The following is a 23,799-nucleotide window of genomic DNA, read 5'->3' on the forward strand; positions in this document are numbered from 1 at the left end:
CTACAGGAACACGCCTTATGGGGGGCGAGGGAGTCCCCCCCATAAGGTCAACCGTTACTTGGCGGACTTGATCGCAGCGCCGAGTTTCTTGGCGGTGTCGGCCGGGTCGGCTTTCGGGTCGTTGATGTAGTTGGTCACAACGTCAAAGAATGCACCTTGCACCGCCAGGGTCGTGGCCATGTTGTGCGCCATGCTTGGCTGCAGGCCGCCGGTCTTGGCGTCTGCCAGGAAGTCCTTGGCAGCGGTCTGGGCGCAGGAGTCGAAGCCGTACGAGTCCATTTTGTTCAGCATGTCGTTACGCACAGGGATCGAACCCTTGTTGATGCTGAACACTTTCTGGAAGTTTTCACCCAGCACGACTCTGGCAATGTCCTGCTGACCCGCCGCAGTGCCTTTGTCTTTCTGCTTGAACACCGCCAGGGAGTCGATGTTGTAGGTGAAGGCTTTGTCGGTACCCGGGAAGGCTACGCACTCATAGTCTTTGCCGGCGACCTTCTTGGCGGCGGTCCATTCGGACTTGGCCCAGTCACCCATGATCTGCATGCCGGCCTTGCCGTTGATGACCTTGCTTGCTTCGAGGTTCCAGTCCTGGCCTTTGCCGTCGGCGTCCATGTAGGTCGCGACTTTTTTCAGCTCGGTCAGGGCCTTGACCATTTCCGGACCGGTCAGCGCAGCGTTATCCAGGTCGACCAGGGCTTTCTTGTAGCCATCGGCGCCCATCACAGAAAGCAACACCGCCTCGAACACGGTGCTGTCCTGCCAAGGCTGGCCACCATGGGCGAGCGGAATGAAGCCGGCTTTCTTCAGCTTGTCGCCAGCGGCGTAGAATTCTTCGAGGGTGGTCGGGTTCTTGGTGATACCGGCTTTCTTGAAGACTTCCGGGTTGATCCACAGCCAGTTCACGCGGTGGATGTTGACCGGTACGGCAACGTAGTCACCGTCGTACTTCACGGTATCGGAGACTTTCTTGTCGAGCAGGGAGTCCCACTTTTCTTCTTTGGCGACGTCCTTGAGCACGTCGGTGTCGAGCAGGCCGGTGGACGCCCATTCTTGGATGTCGGGGCCTTTGATCTGGGCAACGCCTGGCGGGTTGCCGGCGACTGCGCGGCTTTTCAGCACGGTCATGGCCGTGGCGCCACCGCCACCTGCGACGGCACCGTCTTTCCAGGTGAAGCCGTCTTTCTCAACTTGGGCCTTCAGGACATCTACAGCCGCCTTCTCACCACCCGAGGTCCACCAATGCACAACTTCAACCGTCCCTTTCGAGTCGGCGGCAAATGCACTGAGGGGAAACAACGAGGCAATGGAAATAGCGACGGCGAGGCGATTAATCGCGTTCATCTGAGTACCTTTTCTTGTTGTTATGCATGCAAGTCTTAGGCTTGCGCTGCACGGAGTTTAAACAGGGTTTTTTGAGGCGCAGGTAACAAAGGGACGCACAAATGTCACCAGTTGGTGACATAGCGCCCAGCCCCGATGGCACTGGCCATGCTGGGTGCCAAGGGCAGTGCAGGCAGCACTACCGCTTGCCAGGCATGGTACAGGTCCGGCTTGCCGCCCCATATTTTGCTGCTGGGTTGGTTATGCGGGCTGAGTTCGTGATGCCAGCTGCCGTTGATGCGGTCGATAAAGTGGGTTTCGCAGAATTCCCAGAAGCGCCGGTACCAGGTTTCGTAATGCGATTCGCCGGTGCGTTTGAGCAGGGCCTGGGCAGCAGCGCTGGCTTCGGCGTGAGTCCAGTGCAGGCGCTCGCGCACCACCGGGCGGTGGTTCCAGTCGAGGGTGTAGACGATGCCGGGGGCACCATCCACCGCCCAGGCGTACTCGCAGGCACTGGCGAACAGGCCTTTGGCGTCGGTCACCAGCCACTCGGGTGTGGCGAGCCCGGCTTGCAGACGCGCGGCCTCAAGGTGCAGCACCAGCCGCGCCCACTCGAAGCCATGGCCGGGGGTAATGCCGTAGGGGCGGAAGCCATCGGCGGGATTGTCTTCGTTGTAACCGAGCAAGGGTTGCCAGCCTGTATCGAAATGCTCGATCACCATGAACTGGTTGCCGGCGGCATGGGTATGGATCACGCGCTCGACGATCCGCAGCGCACGGTCCAACCAACGTGTATCGCCGGTCACATCGGCCAGGGCGAGGAAGGCTTCGGTGGCGTGCATGTTGCTGTTGGCGCCGCGATAGGCTTCGACGCCGCTCCAGTCCTGGGCAAAGGACTCGAGCATCACGCCCTCCTCTTCACTCCAGAAGAACTGGTCGATGATATGGATGGCGTCATTCAGCAAGTGTTGCGCGCCGGGAGCGCCCGCCACCACTGCAGAGCTGGCGGCCAGGGCCACGAAGGCGTGCAGGTACGCGGCCTTGCCACGGTTGCCGTCGACGGCGTGGGGTGCGGCGAACCAGCCGCCATGCTCACTGTCGCGCAACGGGCCGTTGAGGGAGGCAACCCCGTGTTCAATCAGTTCGGCATAGCCAGGCAACCCCATGGCGTGGGCCATGGCGAAACTGTGAGTCATGCGGGCGGTGTTCATGGTTTCAGCGCGGGCATCGGCCGGCAGCCGGCCTTTGTCGTCCAGGTTGCCAAAGCCATCGGGCAGTCGAGACGCCTTGGCAAACGCCAGCAGGCGCTGGCCTTCGGCAGCGAGCCAGGCGTGATGGGCAAGCGCGTTCAGCCAACTGCTGGCAGGCAGTGGTTGGGTGGTCATGGGTGGCCCTTATTATTGTTTGTGGGATGACCGGAGTCTAAACAAGGGCGCACTGGGAGCAAGTAACGAAGGGGATGGGAAATGTCACCGAGTGGTGACATTTCTACAAGAGACCTCATTGCCCGAGCGGGGTAACTCTCGCCGGCGCGTTAAGTTGTTGGTTGAGGTTCTGCACCTGGCTCTGCAAGGTGGTGATATTACGCGTGGTCTGGATGCGGAACACGTCGAACTCCTTGTTGGTAGGCGCATCACTGTTGGCCGACGCGTTGTCCTGGGCGCTCTTGAGCACCACGAGGTCCTGTTCGATCCGGGCGATGGCGGCGCTGGGGTTGCCCTGTTTCTTCAAGGCGGCCACGTCAGCGGCCAGTTCCTTGATCTCGGTATCGCGCTTGCCGGCGTCAACCTGCGCCGCCTTGAGGGTCGCCACGGCGTCGGTCAACGCCTGGACCTGGCCTTGCAGCTTGCTGTTGGCGTTGGACAGGTCGGTGGTGCTGGCGGTCATTTGCGCCAGGCGCTTGTCCAGCTCGGTGGCCTGGCCGGCCACGCCGATCTGCTGTTTACCCTGCTCCAGCAACTGGCTTTCAAGCTGCTTGATCTGCAGTTTCAGCGCTTCGCTGCCGTTGTTGACGCTGGCCTCGCTGGCCACCACCTTGCCGGAAATATCCTGCAGGCGCCCCGCCGCTTCTTCGCTGATGCGCGCAAAGCTCTCCTGGGTGGCAACCAACTGCTGGCCCATCAGGGAGATCTGCTGGAAGCTCCACCAGGCCAGGCCCGCAAAGGCGATCAGCAGCGCGCCGATCAAGGCCCACAACGGGCCGGTGCTGGCGCTCTTGACCTTGACCACCTTGGTGTTACGCGAACGCACTGAGGTGGCCGGGGTAGGTTCGAAGTCATCGTCATCCCCGACATCCGCCCGCAGGCTGGGAACGTTGTCGAAATCGTCTTTAGCATCGTTGCGCATGTATCAACCCTGAATCGGTGAGGTGGCGAGCGACGGGAGTATAAACCGCGTTCCCGACGCCCTGATCGACCCGGAACGCCGAATTCGGTTCCCGAAGTGTTGCCTGTTGTGTTCTTACTTCAACCCAGGGTCCTGGGCCTTCCACCAACTGCAAAACTCGTCGAGGGCGGTCCACAGGCTGACCTTGGGCTCGTAGTCCAGATAATGCCTGGCGCGGCTGATGTCGAGGGTGAAATCTTTGTTCATCACTTGCATGCCCAGGCGCGACAACGCCGGCTCGGGACGACCGGGCCACATCGCGCAAAACGCTTCGTTGAGTGCTGCCACGCTGTAGGACAAACCGTAGGACCGATACCGCGTCACCTGCGGCAACTCCATTTGGCGCATCACGTAGTTCACCACATCCCACACCGGCACTGGCGCACCGTTGCTGATGTTGTAGGCCCTGCCCAGCGCCGAGCCCGTGGCGAGCAAACTGCTGAGCAGCGCTTCGTTAAGGTTGTGCACGCTGGTGAAGTCGACCTTATTCAGACCATCGCCGACGATGGCCAGGCGATTCTTGCGCTGCATTTTCAGCAGGCGCGGGAAGATACTCATGTCACCGGCGCCCGTGACGAAGCGCGGACGCAGGGCCACGACTTCGAGGCCGAACTCCTGGGCACCGAACACCTTCTGTTCGGCCAGGTACTTGGTGGCGGCATAGGGGTGCTTGAAGCGCTTGGGCACTTGCTCCTCAGTCAGCCCCAGGTGATCGCGCCCATCGAAATAGATCGACGGAGACGACAGGTGCACCAGCCGGCCCACGCGCTCCTTGAGGCAGGCCTCGACGACATTTTCGGTGACCAGCACATTGCCCTGATGAAAGTCCTGATACTTGCCCCACAGCCCGACGGCGCCGGCGCAATGCACCACGGCTTCGACATCGCGGCAGAGATCGCGCACCAGGTCGGCGTCATTCAAATCACCCTGGATAAACTCGGCGCCGCGCCTGACCAGGTGTTCCACACCTTCGGCACGTCGCCCGTTGACCCGCACGTCCAGGCCCTGCTCCAGGGCGAAACGCGCAAAGCGCCCGCCGATGAAGCCGCTTGCGCCGGTGACCAGAATCTTCATGTATTACCCCGTGTGCTTTCGTTTTTCATCGCTGTTGCCTTGACGCACGCCATCACTCCAACGGCACCAACCACTGCCCGCATGCCTGGGCCAGATGGTCGGTCAACAAGCCCAGCAGTTGCCCGCCACTGCGCCAATGATGCCAGTACAACGGCACATCGATGGGCTTATCTGGCAATAACTCGACCAACAGGCCCTTTTGCAGTTGGTCGCGCACCTGCAATTCCGGCACCAGCCCCCAACCCAGGCCCGCTTCGGTCAGGCGAATAAAGCCTTCGGACGATGGGCATAAATGGTGTTCGAAGCCGCCATCCACGCCGAGGGATGCCAGGTAGCGGTGTTGCAGGAAATCATCCGGGCCAAAAACCAATGCCGGGGTGCGTGCCAGTTGGTCGGCGCGCACGCCGTCGGGAAAGTGCCGGGCAATAAAGGCCGGGCTGGCCAACGCGCGATAACGCATGGCCCCCAGCAGCAGGCTGCGTGCCCCGGCCACCGGGCGCTCGCTGGCGCAGATACAGGCCGCCACTTCACCGGCGCGCATGCGCTTGAGGCCTACGGTCTGGTCCTCCACCACCAGATCCAACAGCAGATGCTGTTCGGCGCAAAAACCACTGACGGCCTCGGCCCACCAGGTGGCGAGGCTGTCGGCGTTCAACGCGATACGCAGGCGCTCGGGCATGCCTTCCTCATCCAGGGACGGCACCTGGCTTTGCAGGTCGCGCTCCAGCAGGCGCACCTGTTGCACATGATTGAGCAGGCGACGGCCGATATCGGTGGGTGTCGGCGGCGTGGCCCGCACCAGTACCGGCTGGCCGATACGCGCCTCCAGCAACTTGATGCGCTGGGAGATCGCCGACTGCGACAACCCCAGCACCTGGGCGGCGCGCTCGAAGCCCGCCTGCTCCACCACCGCCGCCAGAGCGGAAAGCAATTTATAGTCGAACATCAGTTTCTCTAATGAGCGATCAGCAATATTGGTTTTTCTTATACAGCCTGCGCCATGAGAATAGCCAGCATCGCTTCTCTCTTTATAAGGAACCTCCCATGGCTGGCGAAACCGCCCTGGCTACCCTGCTGCGCAGCATGAGCCCTCATCTGAATGACGGCGACTACGTATTCTGCACCCTGCCCGATCAGCGAATCCCTGCCGATTGCGAGGTGATCGGCAGCTTCCGCGAACAAGAAGGCCTGACCCTGATCGTCGAACGCCAACAAGCGGAACAGGCTGGGCTGGCCTTCGACTATGTCGCCGCGTGGATCACCTTGAATGTGCACTCGGCCCTGGAGGCCGTGGGCCTGACCGCCGCCTTCGCCAGTGCCTTGGGCAAGGCCGGCATCAGTTGCAACGTGATTGCCGGCTATTACCACGACCACCTGTTCGTCGGCCGTGCCGATGCCCTGCGTGCCATGCACGTGTTGCAGCAACTGGCGGCAAACGCGGAGTAGACCCTATGTGGCAAAGCTACCTGAATGGTTTGCTGGTCGCCCTCGGCCTGATCATGGCCATCGGCACCCAGAATGCCTTTGTCTTGGCGCAAAGCCTGCGCCGTGAACATCATTTACCCGTGGCAGCGCTGTGTGTGGTGTGCGATGCGCTGCTGGTGGCCGCCGGGGTGTTCGGCCTGGCGACAGTGCTGGCGCAGAGCCCGATACTGCTGGCGATCGCACGCTGGGGCGGCGCGGCTTTCCTGATCTGGTACGGGGCCTGCGCACTCCGCCGGGCCTGTTCGAAACAGAGCCTGGACCAGGGCGGCAACCTGCAGGTGCGCTCGCTGCGCGCGGTGCTGCTGAGCGCGCTGGCCGTCACCCTGCTCAACCCTCACGTGTACCTGGACACCGTATTGCTGATCGGCTCGCTCGGCGCCCAACAAACCGAACCCGGCGCCTACGTCGCCGGCGCGGCCAGTGCGTCGCTGCTGTGGTTCGCAACCCTGGCGCTCGGCGCGGCGTGGCTGGCCCCCTGGCTGGCACGCCCGGCCACCTGGCGCCTGCTGGACCTGTTGGTGGCGGTGATGATGTTCAGCGTGGCCTATCAATTGATCAGTGCCTGAGGAATATTCCAAAACGCTCTGGAACCTCTATCCCACACAGTTGTTGCGTGGTTTTGCCACAACCCCGGTGCTATGATCCTGACCCTGCGCCGCAAAGAGTACAAACTCCCCGGCGCTTGTTTGGCCGCCCGTGATCGGCCTTGCGCTCACCGCAACTGACCTGATTAGGAGATTTATCATGGCTTTCGAATTGCCGCCGCTGCCCTACGCACACGATGCCCTGCAGCCGCACATCTCCAAGGAAACCTTGGAATACCACCACGACAAGCACCACAACACCTATGTCGTGAACCTGAACAACCTGGTGCCAGGCACCGAGTTCGAAGGCAAGACCCTGGAAGAGATCGTCAAATCCTCTTCGGGCGGTATCTTCAACAACGCTGCCCAGGTCTGGAACCACACCTTCTACTGGAACTGCCTGGCGCCAAACGCTGGCGGCCAACCCACCGGCGCGCTGGCTGAAGCCATCAACGCTGCGTTCGGTTCGTTCGACAAGTTCAAGGAAGAGTTCACCAAGACCTCCGTCGGCACCTTCGGCTCCGGTTGGGGCTGGCTGGTGAAAAAGGCTGACGGTTCCCTGGCCCTGGCCAGCACCATCGGCGCCGGCAACCCGCTGACCAGCGGCGACACCCCGCTGCTGACCTGCGACGTCTGGGAACACGCCTACTACATCGACTACCGCAACGTGCGTCCAAAGTATGTGGAAGCGTTCTGGAACCTGGTCAACTGGAAGTTCGTGGCTGAGCAGTTCGAAGGCAAGACCTTCACTGCCTAAGCAACGCTTGCAGTAAAAAAAGCCCGGCGAATCAGGCTGTGTGAAAACCTAGCAATCTGCCGCCCGGTTTAAGAAAATGCCCGTATCGCAAGATACGGGCATTTTTCTTATGCGCTATATCCAAGGTGAAGACCGTACTCAAGGCGCTCTGTTTCCAGTCTCACTGGACGAAAGTGCGGTCGACGCGAAACACCGCCTGATCGTGCATCACGAAGTAACCCAGGAAGGTACTGATAACCGTCAGCTTGAGCCGATGGCGGCCAGTTCCAGGCGTGTGAAGATGCTGGTATCACCCCCTTTGTCCCGCCCAATCGAGCTGTAAATACCCAGGGTGGTGAAGAGCAAAATCTTGATCGCACACTTTTCAGTTACGACGAGGAAAGTGATAGCTACCACTGCCCCAACGGCACGGTACTCACGCTTAAAGCGCTCAACAAAGGCGACCGGAAATGGCACTTGCGATACAGGCGTACAACCTGAAACGAGCCATAAACGTGCTGGGTGTGCAAAAGATGATGGGGTTGATGGGCTGAAAAGCCCTTTTTCATTATCCGAAACCTAAAAAGCAAATGCCCCGATAAGTCGGGGCATTTGCTTTTGACCGGCGCAGGCTGCGTTTTCAGACAGCCTGGAATGCCGGTTTTTTTGCGCAACATATAGTCATTCAGGCTCAGGAACTCAGCCATTGTCATTTGCCACGTATTCAGTGAGACGAATTGAGGTCTCTTACCTGTCGGAGAAATAACAATGACTATTGGTGCACTGGCACAACTTCCCGTAGTGGGTGATCTGGTGAAAACAGGACTTCCTGTGGTTGGCGACATAGTCAAAGCGGTCGCGCCGCTGCTGCAACCCTTTGCCGATGCCCTGGCTAAACAGATTGCCGGCAAAGAGGAAGAGCCCCCAAGCAAAACCATTGAGCTCCCCATGGAGAAAGGCGCAGGAAAAATAGCCATCAGCTTCAAGCAATAAGCACTGACTGAGTTAAAGAAGAAACCAAGGGGTGGCGGGAGCGCCTCTCTCCGCCCCCCCTGATGACATAGGATCGAAACGTACAGATACGCCCAGTCAGAACCGGATTTGCGGTTGTTTGCTGACACCGCTTCCTGCCAAATCGATTGCACCGCCCACCATGTCCCTCGCGGCATCCGTAGCCACTTTTGCTGCCTGACCTGCAACGGAGAGAACCACGGGGGCCACGGCGGCGGCGACGGGTGCCAGTGCTGCGGCGGCTATTGCTACGCTCATAAGTAAATACTCCGATATTCAATGAAAGGCACATTCCTCTCCCGCCCTGAGTGGGCATTTCCAAGGAGAGGGTTCCATGTCTCATGACCTTTTTGCGGCTGACCCAATGTCCCTTTGACTGCCAACCCCAGATTGCCAATACTCATGGCATATTGAAGGCCACCCGCATGAGACAAGGAATGCCCCTTTGAAGCTGGAACTCAAAAACAGCTTGTCGGTGAAGTTGCTACGGGTTGTGCTGCTGTCGGCATTGATCGTGGGAGTCGTGCTGAGCGTGGCGCAGATCGTGTTCGATGCCTACAAGACACGCCAGGCCGTAGCCGGCGATGCCCAGCGCATCCTCGACATGTTTCGCGACCCCTCGACCCAGGCCGTCTACAGCCTGGACCGCGAGATGGGCATGCAAGTGATTGAGGGCCTGTTCCAGGATGACGCGGTGCGCATGGCGTCCATCGGCCACCCCAACGAAACCATGCTGGCGGAAAAAAGCCGTGCCTTGCAGCAAGCGCCCAGCCGCTGGTTGACTGACCTGATTCTCGGCCGGGAACGCACCTTCACCACGGCGCTGGTGGGCAAAGGCCCCTACAGCGAGTATTACGGCGACCTGAGCATCACCCTCGACACCGCGACTTATGGCCAGGGCTTTATCGTCAACTCGGTGATCATCTTCATTTCCGGGGTGTTGCGTGCCCTGGCCATGGGCCTGGTGCTGTACCTGGTCTATCACTGGCTGCTGACCAAGCCGCTGTCACGGATTATCGAGCACCTGACGTCGATCAACCCGGACCGGCCCAGCGAACACAAGATCCCGCAGCTCAAGGGCCACGAGCGCAACGAGTTGGGGCTGTGGATCAACACCGCCAACCAATTGCTCGAATCCATCGAACGTAACACCCATTTGCGTCATGAGGCCGAAAGCAGCCTGTTGCGCATGGCCCAGTACGACTTCCTGACCGGCCTGCCGAACCGCCAGAAACTGCAGGAGCAACTGGACAAGATCCTCATTGACGCCGGCCGTCGACAACGGCGCGTAGCGGTATTGTGCGTGGGGCTGGATGACTTCAAGAGCGTCAACGAACAGTTCACCTACCAGGCCGGTGACAAATTGTTGCTGGCCTTGGCCGACCGATTGCGTGCCCACAGCGGCCGCCTCGGCGCACTCGCCCGATTGGGCGGCGACCAGTTCGCCCTGGTACAGGCCGATATCGACCAGCCTTACGAGGCCGCCGAACTGGCACAAAGCATTCTGGACGACCTGGAGGCGGAGTTCGCTCTCGACCACGAAGGCATCCGCCTGCGCGCCACCATCGGCATCACCCTGTTCCCGGAAGACGGCGACAGCACCGAAAAGCTGCTGCAAAAAGCCGAACAGACCATGACCCTGGCCAAGACCCGTTCGCGCAACCGCTATCAGTTCTACATCGCCAGCGTCGACAGCGAAATGCGCCGCCGCCGCGAGCTGGAAAAAGACCTGCGCGAAGCCCTCAGCCGCGACCAGTTCCACCTGGTGTACCAACCGCAGATCAGCTACCGCGATCACCGCGTGGTCGGTGTGGAAGCGCTGATCCGCTGGCAGCATCCAGAGCATGGCCTGGTACCGCCGGACCTGTTTATCCCGCTCGCTGAGCAGAACGGCACCATTATTCCGATTGGCGAATGGGTGCTGGACCAGGCCTGCCGGCAATTGCGCGAATGGCACGACCTGGGCTTCACCGACCTGCGCATGGCGGTCAACTTGTCCACCGTGCAACTGCACCACACCGAACTGCCACGGGTGGTCAATAACCTGATGCAGATCTACCGCCTGCCGCCGCGCAGCCTGGAACTGGAAGTCACCGAAACCGGCCTGATGGAAGACATCAGCACCGCAGCCCAGCATCTGCTGAGCCTGCGTCGCTCCGGGGCGTTGATTGCCATCGATGACTTTGGCACCGGTTACTCATCCCTCAGCTACTTGAAAAGCCTGCCCCTGGACAAGATCAAGATCGACAAGAGCTTCGTCCAGGACCTGCTGGACGATGACGACGATGCCACCATCGTGCGCGCGATCATCCAACTGGGCAAAAGCCTGGGCATGCAGGTGATCGCCGAAGGCGTGGAAACCGCTGAGCAGGAGGCCTATATCATCTCCGAGGGCTGCCATGAGGGTCAGGGTTACCACTACAGCAAACCCTTGCAGGCCAGGGAGTTGGCGGCATTTCTGAAGCAGTCGGAGCGTAACAACGCCGTCATTCTTTGACCGGCCAAAACGATACTGAATATTTCCCGCGTATAACCCTTTACACAAAATGCAAATCTTTCGCATTATGTCGCAGTTTTTGCGCTCCCCCCCGCGCGCCCCATCAACAACCGAAGCAGGATGTTCGCCATGATTCGTATGCCCCTGGCCACCGCCAGTCTGCTGGCCATTGCCATTTCTCTCGCCGGCTGTGGCGAAGGTAAAGACAAGGCCGCAGCGCCACAGGCGCCGACCCCGGCTGCCAGCACTACCGCTCCAGCGGCTGCCACCCCTGCCGGTCAGGTCGACGAAGCGGCCGCCAAGGCCGTGGTCGCGCATTACGCAGACATGGTATTTGCGGTTTACAGCGATGCCGAGTCCACCGCGAAAACCCTACAGACCGCGATCGACGCGTTCCTCGCCAAGCCGAACGACGAAACCCTGAAAGCCGCACGTACCGCCTGGATCGCGGCCCGCGTCCCGTACCTGCAGAGCGAAGTGTTCCGCTTCGGCAACACCATCATCGACGACTGGGAAGGCCAGGTGAACGCATGGCCGCTGGACGAAGGCCTGATCGACTACGTCGACAAGTCCTACGAGCACGCCCTGGGTAACCCGGGCGCCACCGCCAATATCATTGCCAACACCCAGATCCAGGTCGGCGAAGACAAGGTCGACGTGAAGGACATCACGCCGGAAAAACTCGCCAGCCTCAATGAGCTGGGCGGTTCCGAAGCCAACGTCGCCACCGGCTACCACGCCATCGAATTCCTGCTGTGGGGCCAGGACCTGAACGGCACCGGCCCAGGCGCCGGCAACCGTCCGGCGTCGGACTACCTGACGGGCGACGGTGCCACCGGTGGCCACAACGAGCGCCGCCGCACTTACCTGCGTGCCGTGACCCAACTGCTGGTCAGCGATCTGGAAGAAATGGTCGGCAACTGGAAACCCAACGTCGAAGACAACTACCGCGCCACCCTGGAGGCAGAACCTGCCACCGACGGCCTGCGCAAAATGTTGTTCGGCATGGGCAGCCTGTCCCTGGGCGAACTGGCCGGTGAGCGCATGAAGGTGTCCCTGGAAGCCAACTCGCCGGAAGACGAACAGGACTGCTTCAGCGACAACACCCACAACTCGCACTTCTACGACGCCAAGGGCATCCGCAACGTCTACCTGGGCGAGTACACCCGCGTCGACGGCACCAAAATGACCGGCGCCAGCCTGTCGTCCCTGGTGGCCAAGGCCGACCCGGCTGCCGACACCGCCTTGAAAGCGGACCTGGCGGCGACCGAAGCGAAGATCCAGGTCATGGTGGACCACGCCAACAAGGGTGAGCACTACGACCAGTTGATCGCGGCCGGCAATGACGCGGGCAACCAGATCGTGCGCGACGCCATCGCCGCATTGGTCAAGCAGACTGGCTCGATCGAAGCGGCAGCGGGCAAGCTGGGTATCAGCGACCTGAACCCGGATAACGCTGATCACGAGTTCTGATCCAGGTGGGAGGGGGCTTGCTCCCGATAGCGGTGTGTCAGTGAAGCAGGTGTTTACTGACACATCGCCATCGGAGGCAAGCCCCCTCCCACATTTGACTGCATTGCCTCAAACCCCGGTTTACATGCCCCGCACCCCAGGTAGAATGGCGCCTCTGCCCTACCTCGAGCGAATTTCATGGCGTTGCCGACCCTGCGTATCATCGGTTTCATCATCGGCATCTTCCTGATCACCCTCGCGATCGCCATGGTCGTGCCCATGGCCACCCTGGTGATTTTCGAACGCACCAGCGACCTGCCTTCGTTCCTGTGGGCCAGCATGATCACCTTTCTCGCCGGCCTGGCCCTGGTGATTCCCGGTCGCCCCGAGCATGTGCACCTGCGCCCGCGGGACATGTACCTGCTGACCGTCAGCAGCTGGGTGGTGGTGTGTGTCTTCGCCGCGCTGCCCTTTCTGTTGACCCAGCACATCAGCTACACCGACTCGTTCTTCGAAAGCATGTCCGGCATCACCGCCACCGGCTCCACGGTGTTGAGCGGCCTGGACACCCTGTCGCCGGGCATCCTGATGTGGCGCTCGCTGCTGCACTGGCTCGGTGGTATCGGTTTTATCGGCATGGCGGTAGCGATCCTGCCGCTGCTGCGCATCGGTGGCATGCGCCTGTTCCAGACCGAGTCCTCGGACCGCTCGGAAAAAGTCATGCCCCGCTCGCACATGGTGGCGCGGCTGATCGTGGCGGCCTACGTGGGCATCACCATCCTTGGCAGCCTGGCGTTCTGGTGGGCGGGCATGGGCCTGTTCGATGCAATCAACCACGCAATGTCGGCGATTTCCACCGGCGGTTTCTCCACCTCGGATGAGTCCCTGGCCCATTGGAAACAACCGGCGGTGCACTGGGTGGCGGTGGTGGTGATGATTCTCGGCAGCCTGCCGTTCACCCTGTATGTGGCCACGTTGCGCGGCAACCGCAAGGCACTGATCAAGGATCAGCAGGTACAAGGCTTGCTCGGTTTGCTGATCGTGACCTGGTTGGTGCTCGGTACCTGGTACTGGTGGACCACCAACCTGCATTGGCTCGATGCCCTGCGCCATGTGGCGTTGAACGTGACCTCGGTGGTCACCACCACCGGTTTCGCGTTGGGGGACTACAGCCTTTGGGGCAACTTCTCACTGATGCTGTTCTTCTACCTGGGGTTTATCGGTGGTTGTTCGGGCTCGACAGCCGGCGGGATCAAGATCTTCCGTTTCCAAGTCGCCTACATCCTGCTCAAAGCCAACTTGAACCAGCTGATTCACCCGCGCGCGGTGATCAAGCAGAAGTACAACGGCCATCGTCTGGACGAAGAGATCGTGCGTTCGATCCTGACGTTTTCGTTTTTCTTCGCCATCACCATCTGCGCCATCGCCCTCGCTTTGTCGCTGCTGGGCCTGGACTGGATGACCGCCTTGACCGGCGCCGCCAGCACGGTGTCCGGTGTCGGCCCGGGCCTGGGGGAAACCATCGGCCCGGCGGGCAACTTCGCCAGCCTGCCGGATGCGGCCAAATGGATCCTGTCATTGGGCATGCTGCTCGGTCGACTGGAGATCATTACGGTCTTTGTTCTGTGTATTCCGGCTTTTTGGCGTCACTGACAACCGAGGTTTCCAACAACCGCGTCCGGTATTCGCCGGGCGTGGCATCGAACCAGCGACGAAACGCACGGAAGAAGTTGCTCGGGTCGGCAAAACCCAACAGGTAAGCGATTTCCAGTAAGGTCATGCTCGGCTGTGCCAGGTATTGCTCGGCGAGTTCGCGTCGGGTGTCGTCGAGCAGGGTCTGGAAGCTGGTGCCCTCCTCTTGTAGCCGCCGCTGCAAGGTGCGCTGGGACAGGTGCAACGTCTGCGCCACCACTTCACGCTTGGGCTCGCCTTGGGGCAACAGCCGGCACAGCACTTGCCGCGCCTTGTGGGTCACGCGGCTTTCCGAGAAACGCGCCAGGTATTCACCGGCAAATCGATCATGCAACAGCGCCATGGCCTCGTTGGCCGTGGGCAGCGGCGCTTCCATGTCGGCCCGCTCGAAAATCAACGCGTCGTAGGGCGCGTTGAACTCCAGGGGTGCGTGGAAGGCTTGTTTGTACGGGCCAAGGTCCGCCGGCTGATCACCTTGCAGCACCACCTTGCGCGGCTGCAGGGTGCGGCCGGTGAGCCAGCCACACAGCGCCAGGGCACTGGCCAGCGAGGCTTCGGCGCTTTGCCGGGTCGGCGGCAGGTGATCCCCGTGCACCGTCAGAATCAGCGCATACCCTTCGGGGATCAGTCGGAAACTCAGGTCGGCACTTTCAGCGATGATGCGCTGGTAACGCACCAGGCGCATAAAACCCTCGGCGAGGGTGTTGCTGGACATCAGCGCATAGCCGGCCACATGAAACGACGCCGGGCGCACCACCTTGCCCATGTTCAGACCGATCGCCGGATTGCCCGACAGCTCCACCGCGCGCTGCCACAGGCGGGTCATGCAATCCTGTGGAAACCGCGCATCGGGGTCATTCAGGGCGGCGTAGTCCAGACCCAACTGCCTGAACAAGGCGCGGCAATCCAGGCCGTCCATTTCCAATGCCTTGACGATCCCCATCGCCCAGCTTGCAGAAGTTGTTCGTTCGCTCATGGCGTCTTCTTAATAAAGCAGGCTCAAACGACAGCCAGGAAGCCAAGGATACTAAAGTGGCATCTATTGTCACTGGCTGTTACTACTGATCACTCTAGACTCAAATAAGCTCCCCGCCGAACATCTGTTGGGCGGCATAACAATCAAAGGGCCAGCCACTGTGGAAAACGTCAAGCGATTCAATAGCTTTGCTGAGTTCTACCCCTATTACCTGGCCGAGCACGCCAACAGTACCTGCCGGCGCCTGCATTTCATCGGTACCACGCTGGTAATCGGCATTCTGGCGTATGCCATCGGCCGCGGTTCGTTGGGTTTGCTGGTGGCGTTGCCGATTGCCGGCTACAGCTTTGCCTGGGTCGGCCACTTCTTCTTCGAAAAGAACCGCCCGGCGACCTTTCAGCACCCGTTTTACAGCTTGTTGGGGGACTTTGTGATGTACCGCGACATGATTCTGGGCAAGGTGCCGTTCTAGGCGAACGACCGTTTAAACGATGAAAGTTCCTGCATCCGGCGACATAAAAATCTTTTTGTCATTTGCGGTGCTGTATCCTGCCAAGGCTTTTTGAGAGCGCGGAATCACCTGCGATTGAAAAAACAGACCTTGCGAGGAGCGACCACGATGCACGAGATACCTAATCTCCCCTTCCCAAGCCTGCACCCTACAGAGCAGCCAACACCGCAGCAGGCCAGCGATAAACAGCCTGAGGCCAAAAAAGAAGCCAAACCAGTCGACAGCAAAAGCCAGGACTGACGCCGTACCAGACCGTGTGGAAAGCGCAATGTTGAGCGCTTTCCACACTGCCTGAATGAATCGAGGCCCCGCCATGACCGATACCCTCCCCGACAACCCGGACACCGCTGTACTCGACGCAGCCCTGCAGATGGTCGAGGTGTGGAACCGCCTCAGCGCGGAGAAACAGGCCGTACTGCTCAAGCGTTTCGGCACCCAGGAAAACGCGCTGGCCGCCCTGGTCACCACCCAACTGCTGGCCCCTGCGCGCGCCTGAGGTCTTTTTGATCCGAGGTTTTTGTGTTTTAGCGCCCTGCGCGAAGCAAACCACCGGTATCATTAGCAACCTATCTTTACCTGCTGCGACAGTGGACCCCTCCCATGCTCGATACCCAGCGCCCCATGGCGGTCACGCTGCAAGTTGTTTCCATCGTCCTGTTCACCTTCATCGGCTACCTGAATATCGGCATCCCCCTGGCCGTGTTGCCGGGCTATGTCCACAGTGAGCTGGGCTACGGCGCGGTGATTGCCGGCCTGGTGATCAGCGTGCAATACCTGGCTACCCTGCTGAGCCGCCCGTACGCGGGCAAGATCATCGACAACCTGGGCAGCAAGCGCGCCGTGCTGATAGGCCTGGCCGGCTGCGGCCTGAGCGGCGTGTTCATGCTGCTCGCTGCGTGGTTCTCCAGCCTGCCGGCCTTGAGCCTGGGCAGCCTGTTGATCGGCCGCCTGGTGCTGGGCAGCGCGGAAAGCCTGGTGGGCTCGGGCGCCATCGGCTGGGGCATCGGCCGGGTCGGCGCGCAGAACACCGCCAAGGTCATCTCCTGGAACGGCATCGCCAGCTACGGCGCACTGGCGGTCGGTGCACCGTTGGGCGTCGTGCTGGTGAAGAGTTTCGGGCTGTGGAGCATGGGGGTCAGCATCATCCTGCTGGCCATCGTCGGCCTGCTGTTGGCCTGGAACAAGGTCGCCGCACCGATCGTGGCCGGCGTGCGCCTGCCCTTCATGAATGTGCTGGGCCGGGTATTGCCCCACGGCTGCGCGCTGGCGCTGGGCTCGATTGGATTTGGCACCATCGCGACCTTCATCACCCTGTACTACACCACCCAGCACTGGGATAACGCGGTGTGGGCCTTGAGCCTGTTCGGCGCCAGCTTTATCGGTGCACGTCTGCTGTTCGGCAACCTGATCAACCGGATCGGCGGGTTTCGCGTGGCGATTGCCTGCCTGTCGGTGGAGATCCTCGGCCTGCTGTTGCTGTGGCTCGCCCCGGATGCCAGCCTGGCCCTGGCCGGCGCGGCGTTGAGCGGGTTTGGCTTCTCCCTGGTGTTTCCCGCCTTGGGCGTCGAAGCCGTCAACTTGGTACCGGCGTCCAGCCGAGGCTCGGCGGTGGGGGCTTACTCGCTGTTTATCGACCTGTCGCTGGGCATCACCGGCCCGCTCGCCGGGGCCGTGGCGGCAGGCTTCGGCTTTGCGTCGATCTTCCTGTTCGCCGCCCTCGCCGCCTTGGGTGGCTTGCTGCTCAGTGTTTACCTGTACCGACAAGCGCCAAAAGCCCGTGAGGCACGCGGCGACTAAAAGTCGACCTTGCCACGCCCGGCCTTGATGCTGCCGTGCTTGGTCTTGGATTCGAGGCGACGCTTTTTCGAGCCCAGGGTCGGTTTGGTCGGGCGGCGCTTCTTCTCCACCTTGGTCGCACTGAGGATCAACTCCACCAGGCGCTCCAGCGCATCCGCGCGGTTCTGCTCCTGGGTCCGGTATTGCTGGGCCTTGAGCACCAGCACGCCCTCACTGGTAATCCGACTGTCGCGCAGCGCCAGCAAACGCTCCTTGTAGAACGCCGGCAGCGACGATGCCGGGATATCAAAGCGCAGGTGCACCGCACTCGACACCTTGTTGACGTTCTGCCCACCAGCGCCCTGGGCGCGAATGGCGGTCAGCTCGATCTCGGTGTCGGGCAGGTGGACGTTGTTGGAAATTACCAGCATGAGCGGCAGCTACCTCGAATGGAGAAGCTCAAGGATACGCGAATGCGCACTCCCTCCGTCCTCTAAGCAGCAAACCCGGCACACGGCCGGGTTTGCTTGATCACGGATTACGCTTACTTAACTGCGGGCACTGCCGCGTCCAAGGCTTGCTGCGCACGACGCTTGTTCTTGATCCAGTAACACACCGCCATAAACGCCACCCACACCGGTATCGCATACACCGACACCTGGATGCCCGGAATCATCAGCATGATCACCAGGATAAACACCACGAACGCCAGGCACACGAAGTTGCCGTAGGGGTACCACAATGCCTTGAACAACGGCACCTGGCCGGTGCGGTTCATGTGCTGGCGGAACTTGAAGTGCGAGAAGCTGATCATCGCCCAGTTGATCACCAGCGTAGCCACCACCAGGGACATCAGCAGTTCCAGCGCGTGCTGCGGGATCAGGTAGTTCATCAGCACCGCCACCAGGGTGATCGCCGCCGAGGCGAGGATGGAACGCACCGGCACGCCGCGCTTGTCGATCCTGGCCAATGCCTTGGGCGCATCGCCCTGCTCGGCCATGCCCAGCAACATGCGGCTGTTGCAGTAAGTGCCGCTGTTGTACACCGACAGCGCCGCTGTCAGGACCACAAAGTTGAGAATATGCGCGGCAGTGTTACTGCCGAGCATCGAGAACACCTGCACGAATGGGCTGCCGCTGTAGGCGTCACCCGAGGCGTTGAGGGTCTCCAGCAGGCTGTCCCACGGCGTCAACGACAACAGCACAACCAGGGCGCCGATGTAGAAAATCAGGATGCGGTAGATCACCTGGTTGATCGCCTTCGGGATCACGGTGCGCGGTTTGTCCGCCTCGGCAGCGGTGAAGCCGAGCATTTCCAGGCCGCCGAAGGAGAACATGATGATCGCCATGGCCATCACCAATCCGCCGACGCCGTGAGGGAAGAAGCCGCCGTGTTCCCACAGGTTGGTCACCGAGGCCTGTGGCCCGCCACTGCCGCTGACCAGCAGGTAGCTGCCCAATGCGATCATGCCGACGATGGCCACCACCTTGATGATGGCGAACCAGAACTCGGCTTCACCGAACACTTTGACGTTGGCCAGGTTGATCAGGTTGATCAGCACGAAGAACGCCGCGGCCGAGACCCAGGTCGGAATCTCCGGCCACCAGTAGTGCACGTATTTGCCGACGGCGGTCAGTTCCGACATGCCCACCAGGATGTACAAAATCCAGCAGTTCCACCCCGACAGGAAGCCGGCGAAACCGCCCCAGTACTTGTGGGCAAAGTGGCTGAAGGAACCGGCGACCGGCTCTTCGACGATCATTTCGCCAAGCTGGCGCATGATCATGAAGGCAATGAAGCCGCAGATGGCATAACCCAGAATCATCGACGGCCCGGCGGATTTGAGCACCCCGGCCGAGCCGAGGAACAGGCCGGTACCGATGGCGCCACCGAGGGCGATCAGCTGGATATGCCGGTTTTTCAGGCCGCGTTTCAGCTCGCCTGAAGAGGAATGGGGTCCACTCATGAAAAGGGTCTCACGCAAGGTTTGAGAATTTTGACTGCAGGTTGCTGCGTTGAATCAACGACTCAAGCAGCGCCGCTCAAACCCCAGCGCAGGCACCAGGAGTACAGCGTCTTTCTTACGGTCATGCGTCACCTGTTTGTTTTTATCTGTGACGAAATCGAACCCGTCCGGCTCATGGCCAGGCGGAGTGATCAGGGTGGGTGAACCCTGAGGTCTTGTCCTTTTGCGTGGTTACGCAAGGGGGTCACAGTAAAACGCGGCGGATTGTACACCGCTCGACAGCTTGGAGGCGCCGGCGAAAAGCGAGTGCGACGATCTGTCAGGTAATTCTTACAGGGCAAAAACGGTCAATGATGCCGACATTTACTCGTAAATTAATCGTTACAGCACGGAAAATTAACGTTACAGCCATGATCTTCATAAAAATTGACGGTAGGAAGATTCTGACCCAGCAGTCGCTTCAGCCGCCTGTATTTACTCAAGAAAAAACCAAATGGGAAAAACAGAACAAAATATCCAAATGAAACCGTGTCAATAAAAATTTTGCATTTTGAAACACTCTCTCCTAGGTTCATCCCACTTGCTGACGAAGCCCGTTGGCAAGCCGTTCTCAAACACCGTCCTCTAGGAGATACACCATGCAAGCACTGGAAAACGACCTGGAAACCGAACTGCAACTCGACGACTGGTTTGAAGCACCGACCCATGACGCCGCCGTTGAGATGATGCAAGCCGATGCCGTTGTGCCATTTGGCACCGCGATGTGGCCCTTCTAAAACCGGCACGCTCCCGGCAGGTGCCGCGCTCGGCACCTGCTCCCTTACCCAAGGCACAGAAGGATGTACGTCATGGACAAGGCCCGCGCCGTCGAACACTTTCTCTACTACCTCGCGCACCATCCGGCCCTCAGTGGCTTGAGCCGCCCCACCGTGCTGCTGGGCCATACCGAGCGCTACGACGCCATCGCCCAGGCGATCACCCAGGGCAGCGCCGCGCGTTTCAACTTCCAGGTGCAGCGCCTGGACCTGGCCGCCAGCGACACCCTGGCCACTGCCATCGAAGCCTGCGACCTGTACCTGTTTCTCTACGATTCCTCCACCCTGCCCAACCCACGCGCCGAAGGCCCGGACTTCATCCGTGCCCTGCAGGGCGTGATGGCCGAACACTGGAAAAAATCCCTGCTGTTCAAGGATTACGGCGACTATTTCTACGACACCTTCAGCGTCGAGCCGCAGCGCATCGCCGACCTCAACGCCATGCTGATTCGGCGCATGTCCCAGGCCAACGTGCTGAGCTTTACCGACAAACATGGCTCGCGGCTGGAAGCGCCAATGAGCAGCATCAAGAAGTGGACCAATATCAATGGCGTCGGCAACCACGACCTGGCGCCGGGTGAGATCGCCACGCACAGCGAAGCGATCAATGGCCAGGTGCGGTTTGTCGGCACCTTTCTCAGCACTATCCCGTTCGCACGCAAATACGGCGTGCTGGAGTCACCGCTGGAGCTGTGGATCGAGAACTCGACCATCTGCAGCGTGGCCAGTGAAGTGCCGGGGTTGGCCGATGATTTCAACAAGTACCTGAATGCCAATCCGTCGAACCGGCGTGTGGAAGAGTTGGGGATTGGTACCAATGAAGGGGTGAAGGATCTGTATGCGCGCAACGCCGGGTTCGAGGAGCGCCATTGCGGGTTGCACCTGGGACTGGGAGGTGGGCAGAAAGGCAGCCATCACCTGGACTTGATCTTTGCCAGTGGGGTGTTGGCGCTGGATGACAAGCCGGTGTTTGACGGGGCCTTTGCGTTCTGAGCAAAGCTTTAACTAACACTGAAAATCTGAATGTGGGAGGGGGCTTGCCCCCGATGGCAGTCGGTCAGTTGATGTATGTGGTGGCTGCCATACCGCTATCGGGGGCAAGCCCCCTCCCACAGTTGAATGCATTTCAAATTCAGATCAAAAAAAACGCCAACTCGAGGGTTGGCGTTTTTTATGCGGCGATCAAATCACTGCGGCTTCTTGCGACCAAAACCAGGACGCTGGCCGGAACCGGCCGGTGCGCCACGGCGCTTGCCAGACGGCTCGTCCGCGACCAGTTTCGGGCCAGGGCGCTTGTTCGCCGCCGGCCTGGCTGGACGCTTGGTGCTGGCGTTGTCGGCTGGGCGATCCGCTTCACCCCGGTTGCTGCGACCACCGGCCGGGGCCGGACGCGGTGCACGCGGCGCACGCGGCGCACGCTCGCCTTCCTGACGCGACGGCGCGGTTGGGCGGCGTTCACCTTCGATCTGCGGCTCTCGGGAGATACGACCGCCAGTCGCCGGTGCATTCAACGCAGGGCGCAGGGTGCGGGCAACACGCTCGGTGCGCGCCACCGGGCGCGACGATTTACGCTGCATCCGCTCAAGCTTGTCTTTGCTCTTGGCGTTCATCTGCGGCATCGCCACCGGCGTCAGGCCGACTTCGGCGCTGAGGATGTAGACTTCGTACTGGCTCATTTCGCGCCAGCGGCCCATCGGCAGGTCGGAGTTGAGGAACACCGGACCGAAACGCACGCGCTTCAGGCGGCTGACCACCAGGCCCTGGGATTCCCACAGGCGACGCACTTCACGGTTACGGCCTTCCATCACCACGCAGTGGTACCAGTGGTTGAAACCTTCGCCACCCGGTGCCTGCTTGATGTCGGTGAACTTGGCCGGGCCGTCTTCCAGCACCACGCCCGCCTTGAGGCGCTCGATCATCTCGTCATCGACTTCGCCGCGTACACGCACGGCGTACTCGCGGTCCATCTCGTAGGACGGGTGCATCAGGCGGTTGGCCAGCTCACCGTCAGTGGTGAACATCAGCAAGCCGGTGGTGTTGATGTCCAGACGACCGATGTTGATCCAGCGGCCTTCTTTGGGCTTGGGCATCTTGTCGAACACGGTCGGACGGCCTTCCGGGTCGTCACGGGTGCAGATCTCGCCATCGGGTTTGTTGTACATGATCACGCGGCGCACCGATTCGGCGGCCTCTTCACGCTTGATGACCTTGCCATCGATGGTGATTGCGTCGTGCAGGTCGACGCGCTGGCCGAGGGTAGCCTCGACGCCGTTGACCTTGATGCGCTTCTGGGTGATCCAGGCTTCGACGTCGCGGCGCGAGCCCACGCCGATACGCGCCAGCACCTTTTGCAGTTTTTCGCCTGCTGGGCCGATTTCCTGGCTGTCGTTCTGGTCTTTGTCGTTCATCTTAAGCACCTCCCGGTGGGTCGATTCAGGCATGGCCTGAAGAGTGTTGAAAGCGGGGCTTTGGCCGAATAGCTCGGCAAAGGGTCGCGAATCATACGCGCATGGCGCGCGTTGCGCATCAGAGACTAGTCGATTAGTGGCCGGTCGTCGGTTTTTCCGCCGACCGGTGAGCCATGGGGGGTCCGGGTCAATCTTCGAACTGGCGGCGCTCGGCCTCAATGGCTTCAGCCAGGGCCCGGGCTTCGTCTTCTTCGTCGCTCAACGGCGGCTGTTCGAGGGCGGCGACGGCGGCCAGGAGTTTTTCGCGGGCTTCAGCGACGCCGAGGATGTCTTCTTCAGGGTCGGGTTCCGGCTCGGGGTCAACGGTTTCCTGGGGTTCTGCCTCAGTCGCACCGTCACGCAACAAGTCATCAAAGTCGGTCTTGATGCCCTGCTCCATGTCGTCCAGTTCCAGCAGCAAGGTATGGAAACTGGTTTCGTCCTTCGGCTCTTCCGGCTCTGCTGTCGCATCGGCGAGCTCTTGCAGGCTGGCCGGCACCGGGGCATCGTCGAAGTCGAGCACCGGCTCCGCTTCCATCTCGCGCAATTCGGCCAGCGGCGGCAAGTCGTCGAGGTTTTTCAGGTTGAAATGGTCGAGGAACACCTTGGTGGTGGCAAACATCGCCGGTTTGCCGGGCACGTCACGATAACCGACGATGCGGATCCACTCGCGCTCCAGCAGCGTCTTGACGATGTGGCTGTTGACCGCCACGCCCCGCACGTCCTCGATCTCGCCCCGGGTGATGGGCTGGCGATAGGCGATCAGCGCCATGGTCTCCAGCATCGCCCGCGAGTAGCGCTGGGGGCGCTCTTCCCACAGGCGGCCCACCCAAGGGGAAAATTTCTCACGAATCTGCAGGCGATAACCCGACGCCACCTCGCGCAGTTCGAACGCACGACCGTCGCAGGACTTGCGCAGAATCTCCAGCGCCTTCTTGAACACCGGCGGTTCGGGGCGTTCGGCTTCTTCAAAGAGTTCGAACAAGCGTTCCAGGGATTGCGGTTTGCCCGACGCCAGTAGGAAAGCTTCCAGCAGCGGTGCCAGTTCGCGGGGTTCAGTCAGATTCATCGA

General features: G+C 60.8%; 23 protein-coding genes and 1 pseudogene. 13 read left to right on the forward strand and 11 right to left on the reverse strand.

The window, feature by feature from the left end; translation table 11 throughout:
- Nucleotides 1–54: 54 nt before the first annotated feature.
- The 5 genes from AC3WP7_RS17175 to AC3WP7_RS17195 all read right to left on the reverse strand — a co-directional run bounded on the left by AC3WP7_RS17175 (nucleotide 55) and on the right by AC3WP7_RS17195 (nucleotide 5,725).
- Complete coding sequence (locus tag AC3WP7_RS17175; protein WP_102591869.1) at nucleotides 55–1,341, reverse strand: ABC transporter substrate-binding protein; 1,287 nt, start codon at nucleotides 1,339–1,341, stop codon at nucleotides 55–57.
- 104 nt (nucleotides 1,342–1,445) lie between these two features.
- Nucleotides 1,446–2,705, reverse strand: coding sequence for a D-mannose isomerase (locus AC3WP7_RS17180; protein WP_092246981.1), 1,260 nt, complete (start codon nucleotides 2,703–2,705; stop codon nucleotides 1,446–1,448).
- A 115-nt stretch (nucleotides 2,706–2,820) separates the two neighbouring features.
- Nucleotides 2,821–3,666 carry an ATPase gene (locus AC3WP7_RS17185; protein WP_071489439.1) on the reverse strand — a complete coding sequence of 282 codons (846 nt, stop codon included), beginning with the start codon at nucleotides 3,664–3,666 and terminating at the stop codon, nucleotides 2,821–2,823.
- A gap of 114 nt (nucleotides 3,667–3,780) precedes the next feature.
- Nucleotides 3,781–4,779 carry an NAD-dependent epimerase/dehydratase family protein gene (locus AC3WP7_RS17190; RefSeq protein WP_093125323.1) on the reverse strand — a complete coding sequence of 333 codons (999 nt, stop codon included), beginning with the start codon at nucleotides 4,777–4,779 and terminating at the stop codon, nucleotides 3,781–3,783.
- 52 nt (nucleotides 4,780–4,831) lie between these two features.
- Nucleotides 4,832–5,725, reverse strand: a complete 894-nt coding sequence (locus AC3WP7_RS17195) for a LysR family transcriptional regulator ArgP (RefSeq protein ID WP_071489437.1) — start codon at nucleotides 5,723–5,725, stop codon at nucleotides 4,832–4,834.
- A gap of 98 nt (nucleotides 5,726–5,823) precedes the next feature.
- Here AC3WP7_RS17195 and AC3WP7_RS17200 point away from each other — a divergent pair, with 98 nt between their 5' ends.
- From AC3WP7_RS17200 to AC3WP7_RS17235, 8 genes and pseudogenes are all read left to right on the forward strand, one after another.
- Nucleotides 5,824–6,225 carry an ACT domain-containing protein gene (locus tag AC3WP7_RS17200; RefSeq protein WP_102591870.1) on the forward strand — a complete coding sequence of 134 codons (402 nt, stop codon included), beginning with the start codon at nucleotides 5,824–5,826 and terminating at the stop codon, nucleotides 6,223–6,225.
- A 5-nt stretch (nucleotides 6,226–6,230) separates the two neighbouring features.
- Complete coding sequence (locus tag AC3WP7_RS17205; RefSeq protein ID WP_092246970.1) at nucleotides 6,231–6,830, forward strand: LysE/ArgO family amino acid transporter; 600 nt, start codon at nucleotides 6,231–6,233, stop codon at nucleotides 6,828–6,830.
- 178 nt (nucleotides 6,831–7,008) lie between these two features.
- On the forward strand, nucleotides 7,009–7,605 hold the full coding sequence (locus AC3WP7_RS17210) for a superoxide dismutase (protein ID WP_003212997.1): 597 nt from the start codon (nucleotides 7,009–7,011) through the stop codon (nucleotides 7,603–7,605).
- A gap of 169 nt (nucleotides 7,606–7,774) precedes the next feature.
- Nucleotides 7,775–8,052 (forward strand): annotated as a pseudogene (locus AC3WP7_RS17215) (IS5/IS1182 family transposase); the annotation flags it as partial.
- A 300-nt stretch (nucleotides 8,053–8,352) separates the two neighbouring features.
- A complete protein-coding gene (locus tag AC3WP7_RS17220) occupies nucleotides 8,353–8,577 on the forward strand; it encodes a hypothetical protein (RefSeq protein ID WP_092246967.1) in 225 nt (74 codons plus the stop codon).
- A 463-nt stretch (nucleotides 8,578–9,040) separates the two neighbouring features.
- Entirely contained in the window at nucleotides 9,041–11,092 is a 2,052-nt protein-coding gene (locus AC3WP7_RS17225) for a putative bifunctional diguanylate cyclase/phosphodiesterase (RefSeq protein WP_092246961.1), read from the forward strand.
- A 129-nt stretch (nucleotides 11,093–11,221) separates the two neighbouring features.
- A complete protein-coding gene (locus AC3WP7_RS17230; RefSeq protein ID WP_071489432.1) occupies nucleotides 11,222–12,565 on the forward strand; it encodes an imelysin family protein in 1,344 nt (447 codons plus the stop codon).
- A gap of 177 nt (nucleotides 12,566–12,742) precedes the next feature.
- Nucleotides 12,743–14,197: a TrkH family potassium uptake protein gene (locus tag AC3WP7_RS17235; RefSeq protein ID WP_071489431.1), complete on the forward strand. Its 1,455-nt coding sequence runs from the start codon at nucleotides 12,743–12,745 to the stop codon at nucleotides 14,195–14,197.
- On the opposite strand, the gene AC3WP7_RS17240 is transcribed toward AC3WP7_RS17235, so the two are convergent.
- Nucleotides 14,154–15,212, reverse strand: a complete 1,059-nt coding sequence (locus AC3WP7_RS17240; RefSeq protein WP_071489430.1) for an AraC family transcriptional regulator — start codon at nucleotides 15,210–15,212, stop codon at nucleotides 14,154–14,156. The genes AC3WP7_RS17235 and AC3WP7_RS17240 overlap by 44 nt on opposite strands.
- Nucleotides 15,213–15,372: 160 nt before the next feature.
- Here AC3WP7_RS17240 and AC3WP7_RS17245 point away from each other — a divergent pair, with 160 nt between their 5' ends.
- Nucleotides 15,373–15,684 (forward strand): Mpo1-like protein, encoded by a 312-nt coding sequence (locus AC3WP7_RS17245; protein ID WP_092246957.1) that lies wholly within the window; start codon nucleotides 15,373–15,375, stop codon nucleotides 15,682–15,684.
- A 12-nt stretch (nucleotides 15,685–15,696) separates the two neighbouring features.
- Here AC3WP7_RS17245 and AC3WP7_RS17250 read toward each other — a convergent pair whose 3' ends face one another.
- Nucleotides 15,697–16,038, reverse strand: a complete 342-nt coding sequence (locus tag AC3WP7_RS17250; protein WP_156682176.1) for a hypothetical protein — start codon at nucleotides 16,036–16,038, stop codon at nucleotides 15,697–15,699.
- Between AC3WP7_RS17250 and AC3WP7_RS17255 the strand changes: the two genes are divergently transcribed.
- Together AC3WP7_RS17255 and AC3WP7_RS17260 are read left to right on the forward strand one after the other, a co-directional pair.
- A complete protein-coding gene (locus AC3WP7_RS17255; protein ID WP_071489427.1) occupies nucleotides 16,037–16,219 on the forward strand; it encodes a hypothetical protein in 183 nt (60 codons plus the stop codon). The genes AC3WP7_RS17250 and AC3WP7_RS17255 overlap by 2 nt on opposite strands.
- A 104-nt stretch (nucleotides 16,220–16,323) precedes the next feature.
- The gene (locus AC3WP7_RS17260) at nucleotides 16,324–17,520 is read left to right on the forward strand and encodes an MFS transporter (protein WP_071489426.1); all 1,197 of its coding nucleotides are present in this window, start codon (nucleotides 16,324–16,326) and stop codon (nucleotides 17,518–17,520) included.
- On the opposite strand, the gene arfB is transcribed toward AC3WP7_RS17260, so the two are convergent.
- Both arfB and AC3WP7_RS17270 read right to left on the reverse strand, forming a co-directional pair.
- A complete protein-coding gene (arfB, locus tag AC3WP7_RS17265; protein WP_092246948.1) occupies nucleotides 17,517–17,930 on the reverse strand; it encodes an alternative ribosome rescue aminoacyl-tRNA hydrolase ArfB in 414 nt (137 codons plus the stop codon). The genes AC3WP7_RS17260 and arfB overlap by 4 nt on opposite strands.
- Before the next feature lie 113 nt (nucleotides 17,931–18,043).
- Nucleotides 18,044–19,465: an amino acid permease gene (locus AC3WP7_RS17270; RefSeq protein WP_092246945.1), complete on the reverse strand. Its 1,422-nt coding sequence runs from the start codon at nucleotides 19,463–19,465 to the stop codon at nucleotides 18,044–18,046.
- A 638-nt stretch (nucleotides 19,466–20,103) separates the two neighbouring features.
- On the opposite strand from AC3WP7_RS17270, the gene AC3WP7_RS17275 reads away from it, so the two are divergent.
- A complete protein-coding gene (locus tag AC3WP7_RS17275) occupies nucleotides 20,104–20,241 on the forward strand; it encodes a hypothetical protein (RefSeq protein ID WP_163034543.1) in 138 nt (45 codons plus the stop codon).
- Nucleotides 20,242–20,313: 72 nt separating this feature from the next.
- Nucleotides 20,314–21,273, forward strand: coding sequence for a CgnE/CgnB domain-containing protein (locus AC3WP7_RS17280; protein WP_102591871.1), 960 nt, complete (start codon nucleotides 20,314–20,316; stop codon nucleotides 21,271–21,273).
- A gap of 194 nt (nucleotides 21,274–21,467) precedes the next feature.
- Here the strand turns inward: AC3WP7_RS17280 and rluB are convergent, their stop codons facing one another.
- Both rluB and scpB read right to left on the reverse strand, forming a co-directional pair.
- Nucleotides 21,468–22,688, reverse strand: coding sequence for a 23S rRNA pseudouridine(2605) synthase RluB (rluB, locus tag AC3WP7_RS17285; RefSeq protein WP_102591872.1), 1,221 nt, complete (start codon nucleotides 22,686–22,688; stop codon nucleotides 21,468–21,470).
- A gap of 187 nt (nucleotides 22,689–22,875) precedes the next feature.
- Nucleotides 22,876–23,796 (reverse strand): SMC-Scp complex subunit ScpB, encoded by a 921-nt coding sequence (scpB, locus tag AC3WP7_RS17290; RefSeq protein ID WP_093125294.1) that lies wholly within the window; start codon nucleotides 23,794–23,796, stop codon nucleotides 22,876–22,878.
- Between the last annotated feature and the right edge of the window lie 3 nt (nucleotides 23,797–23,799).

The sequence above is a fragment of the Pseudomonas sp. FW305-3-2-15-C-LB1 genome (genome assembly GCF_058787615.1).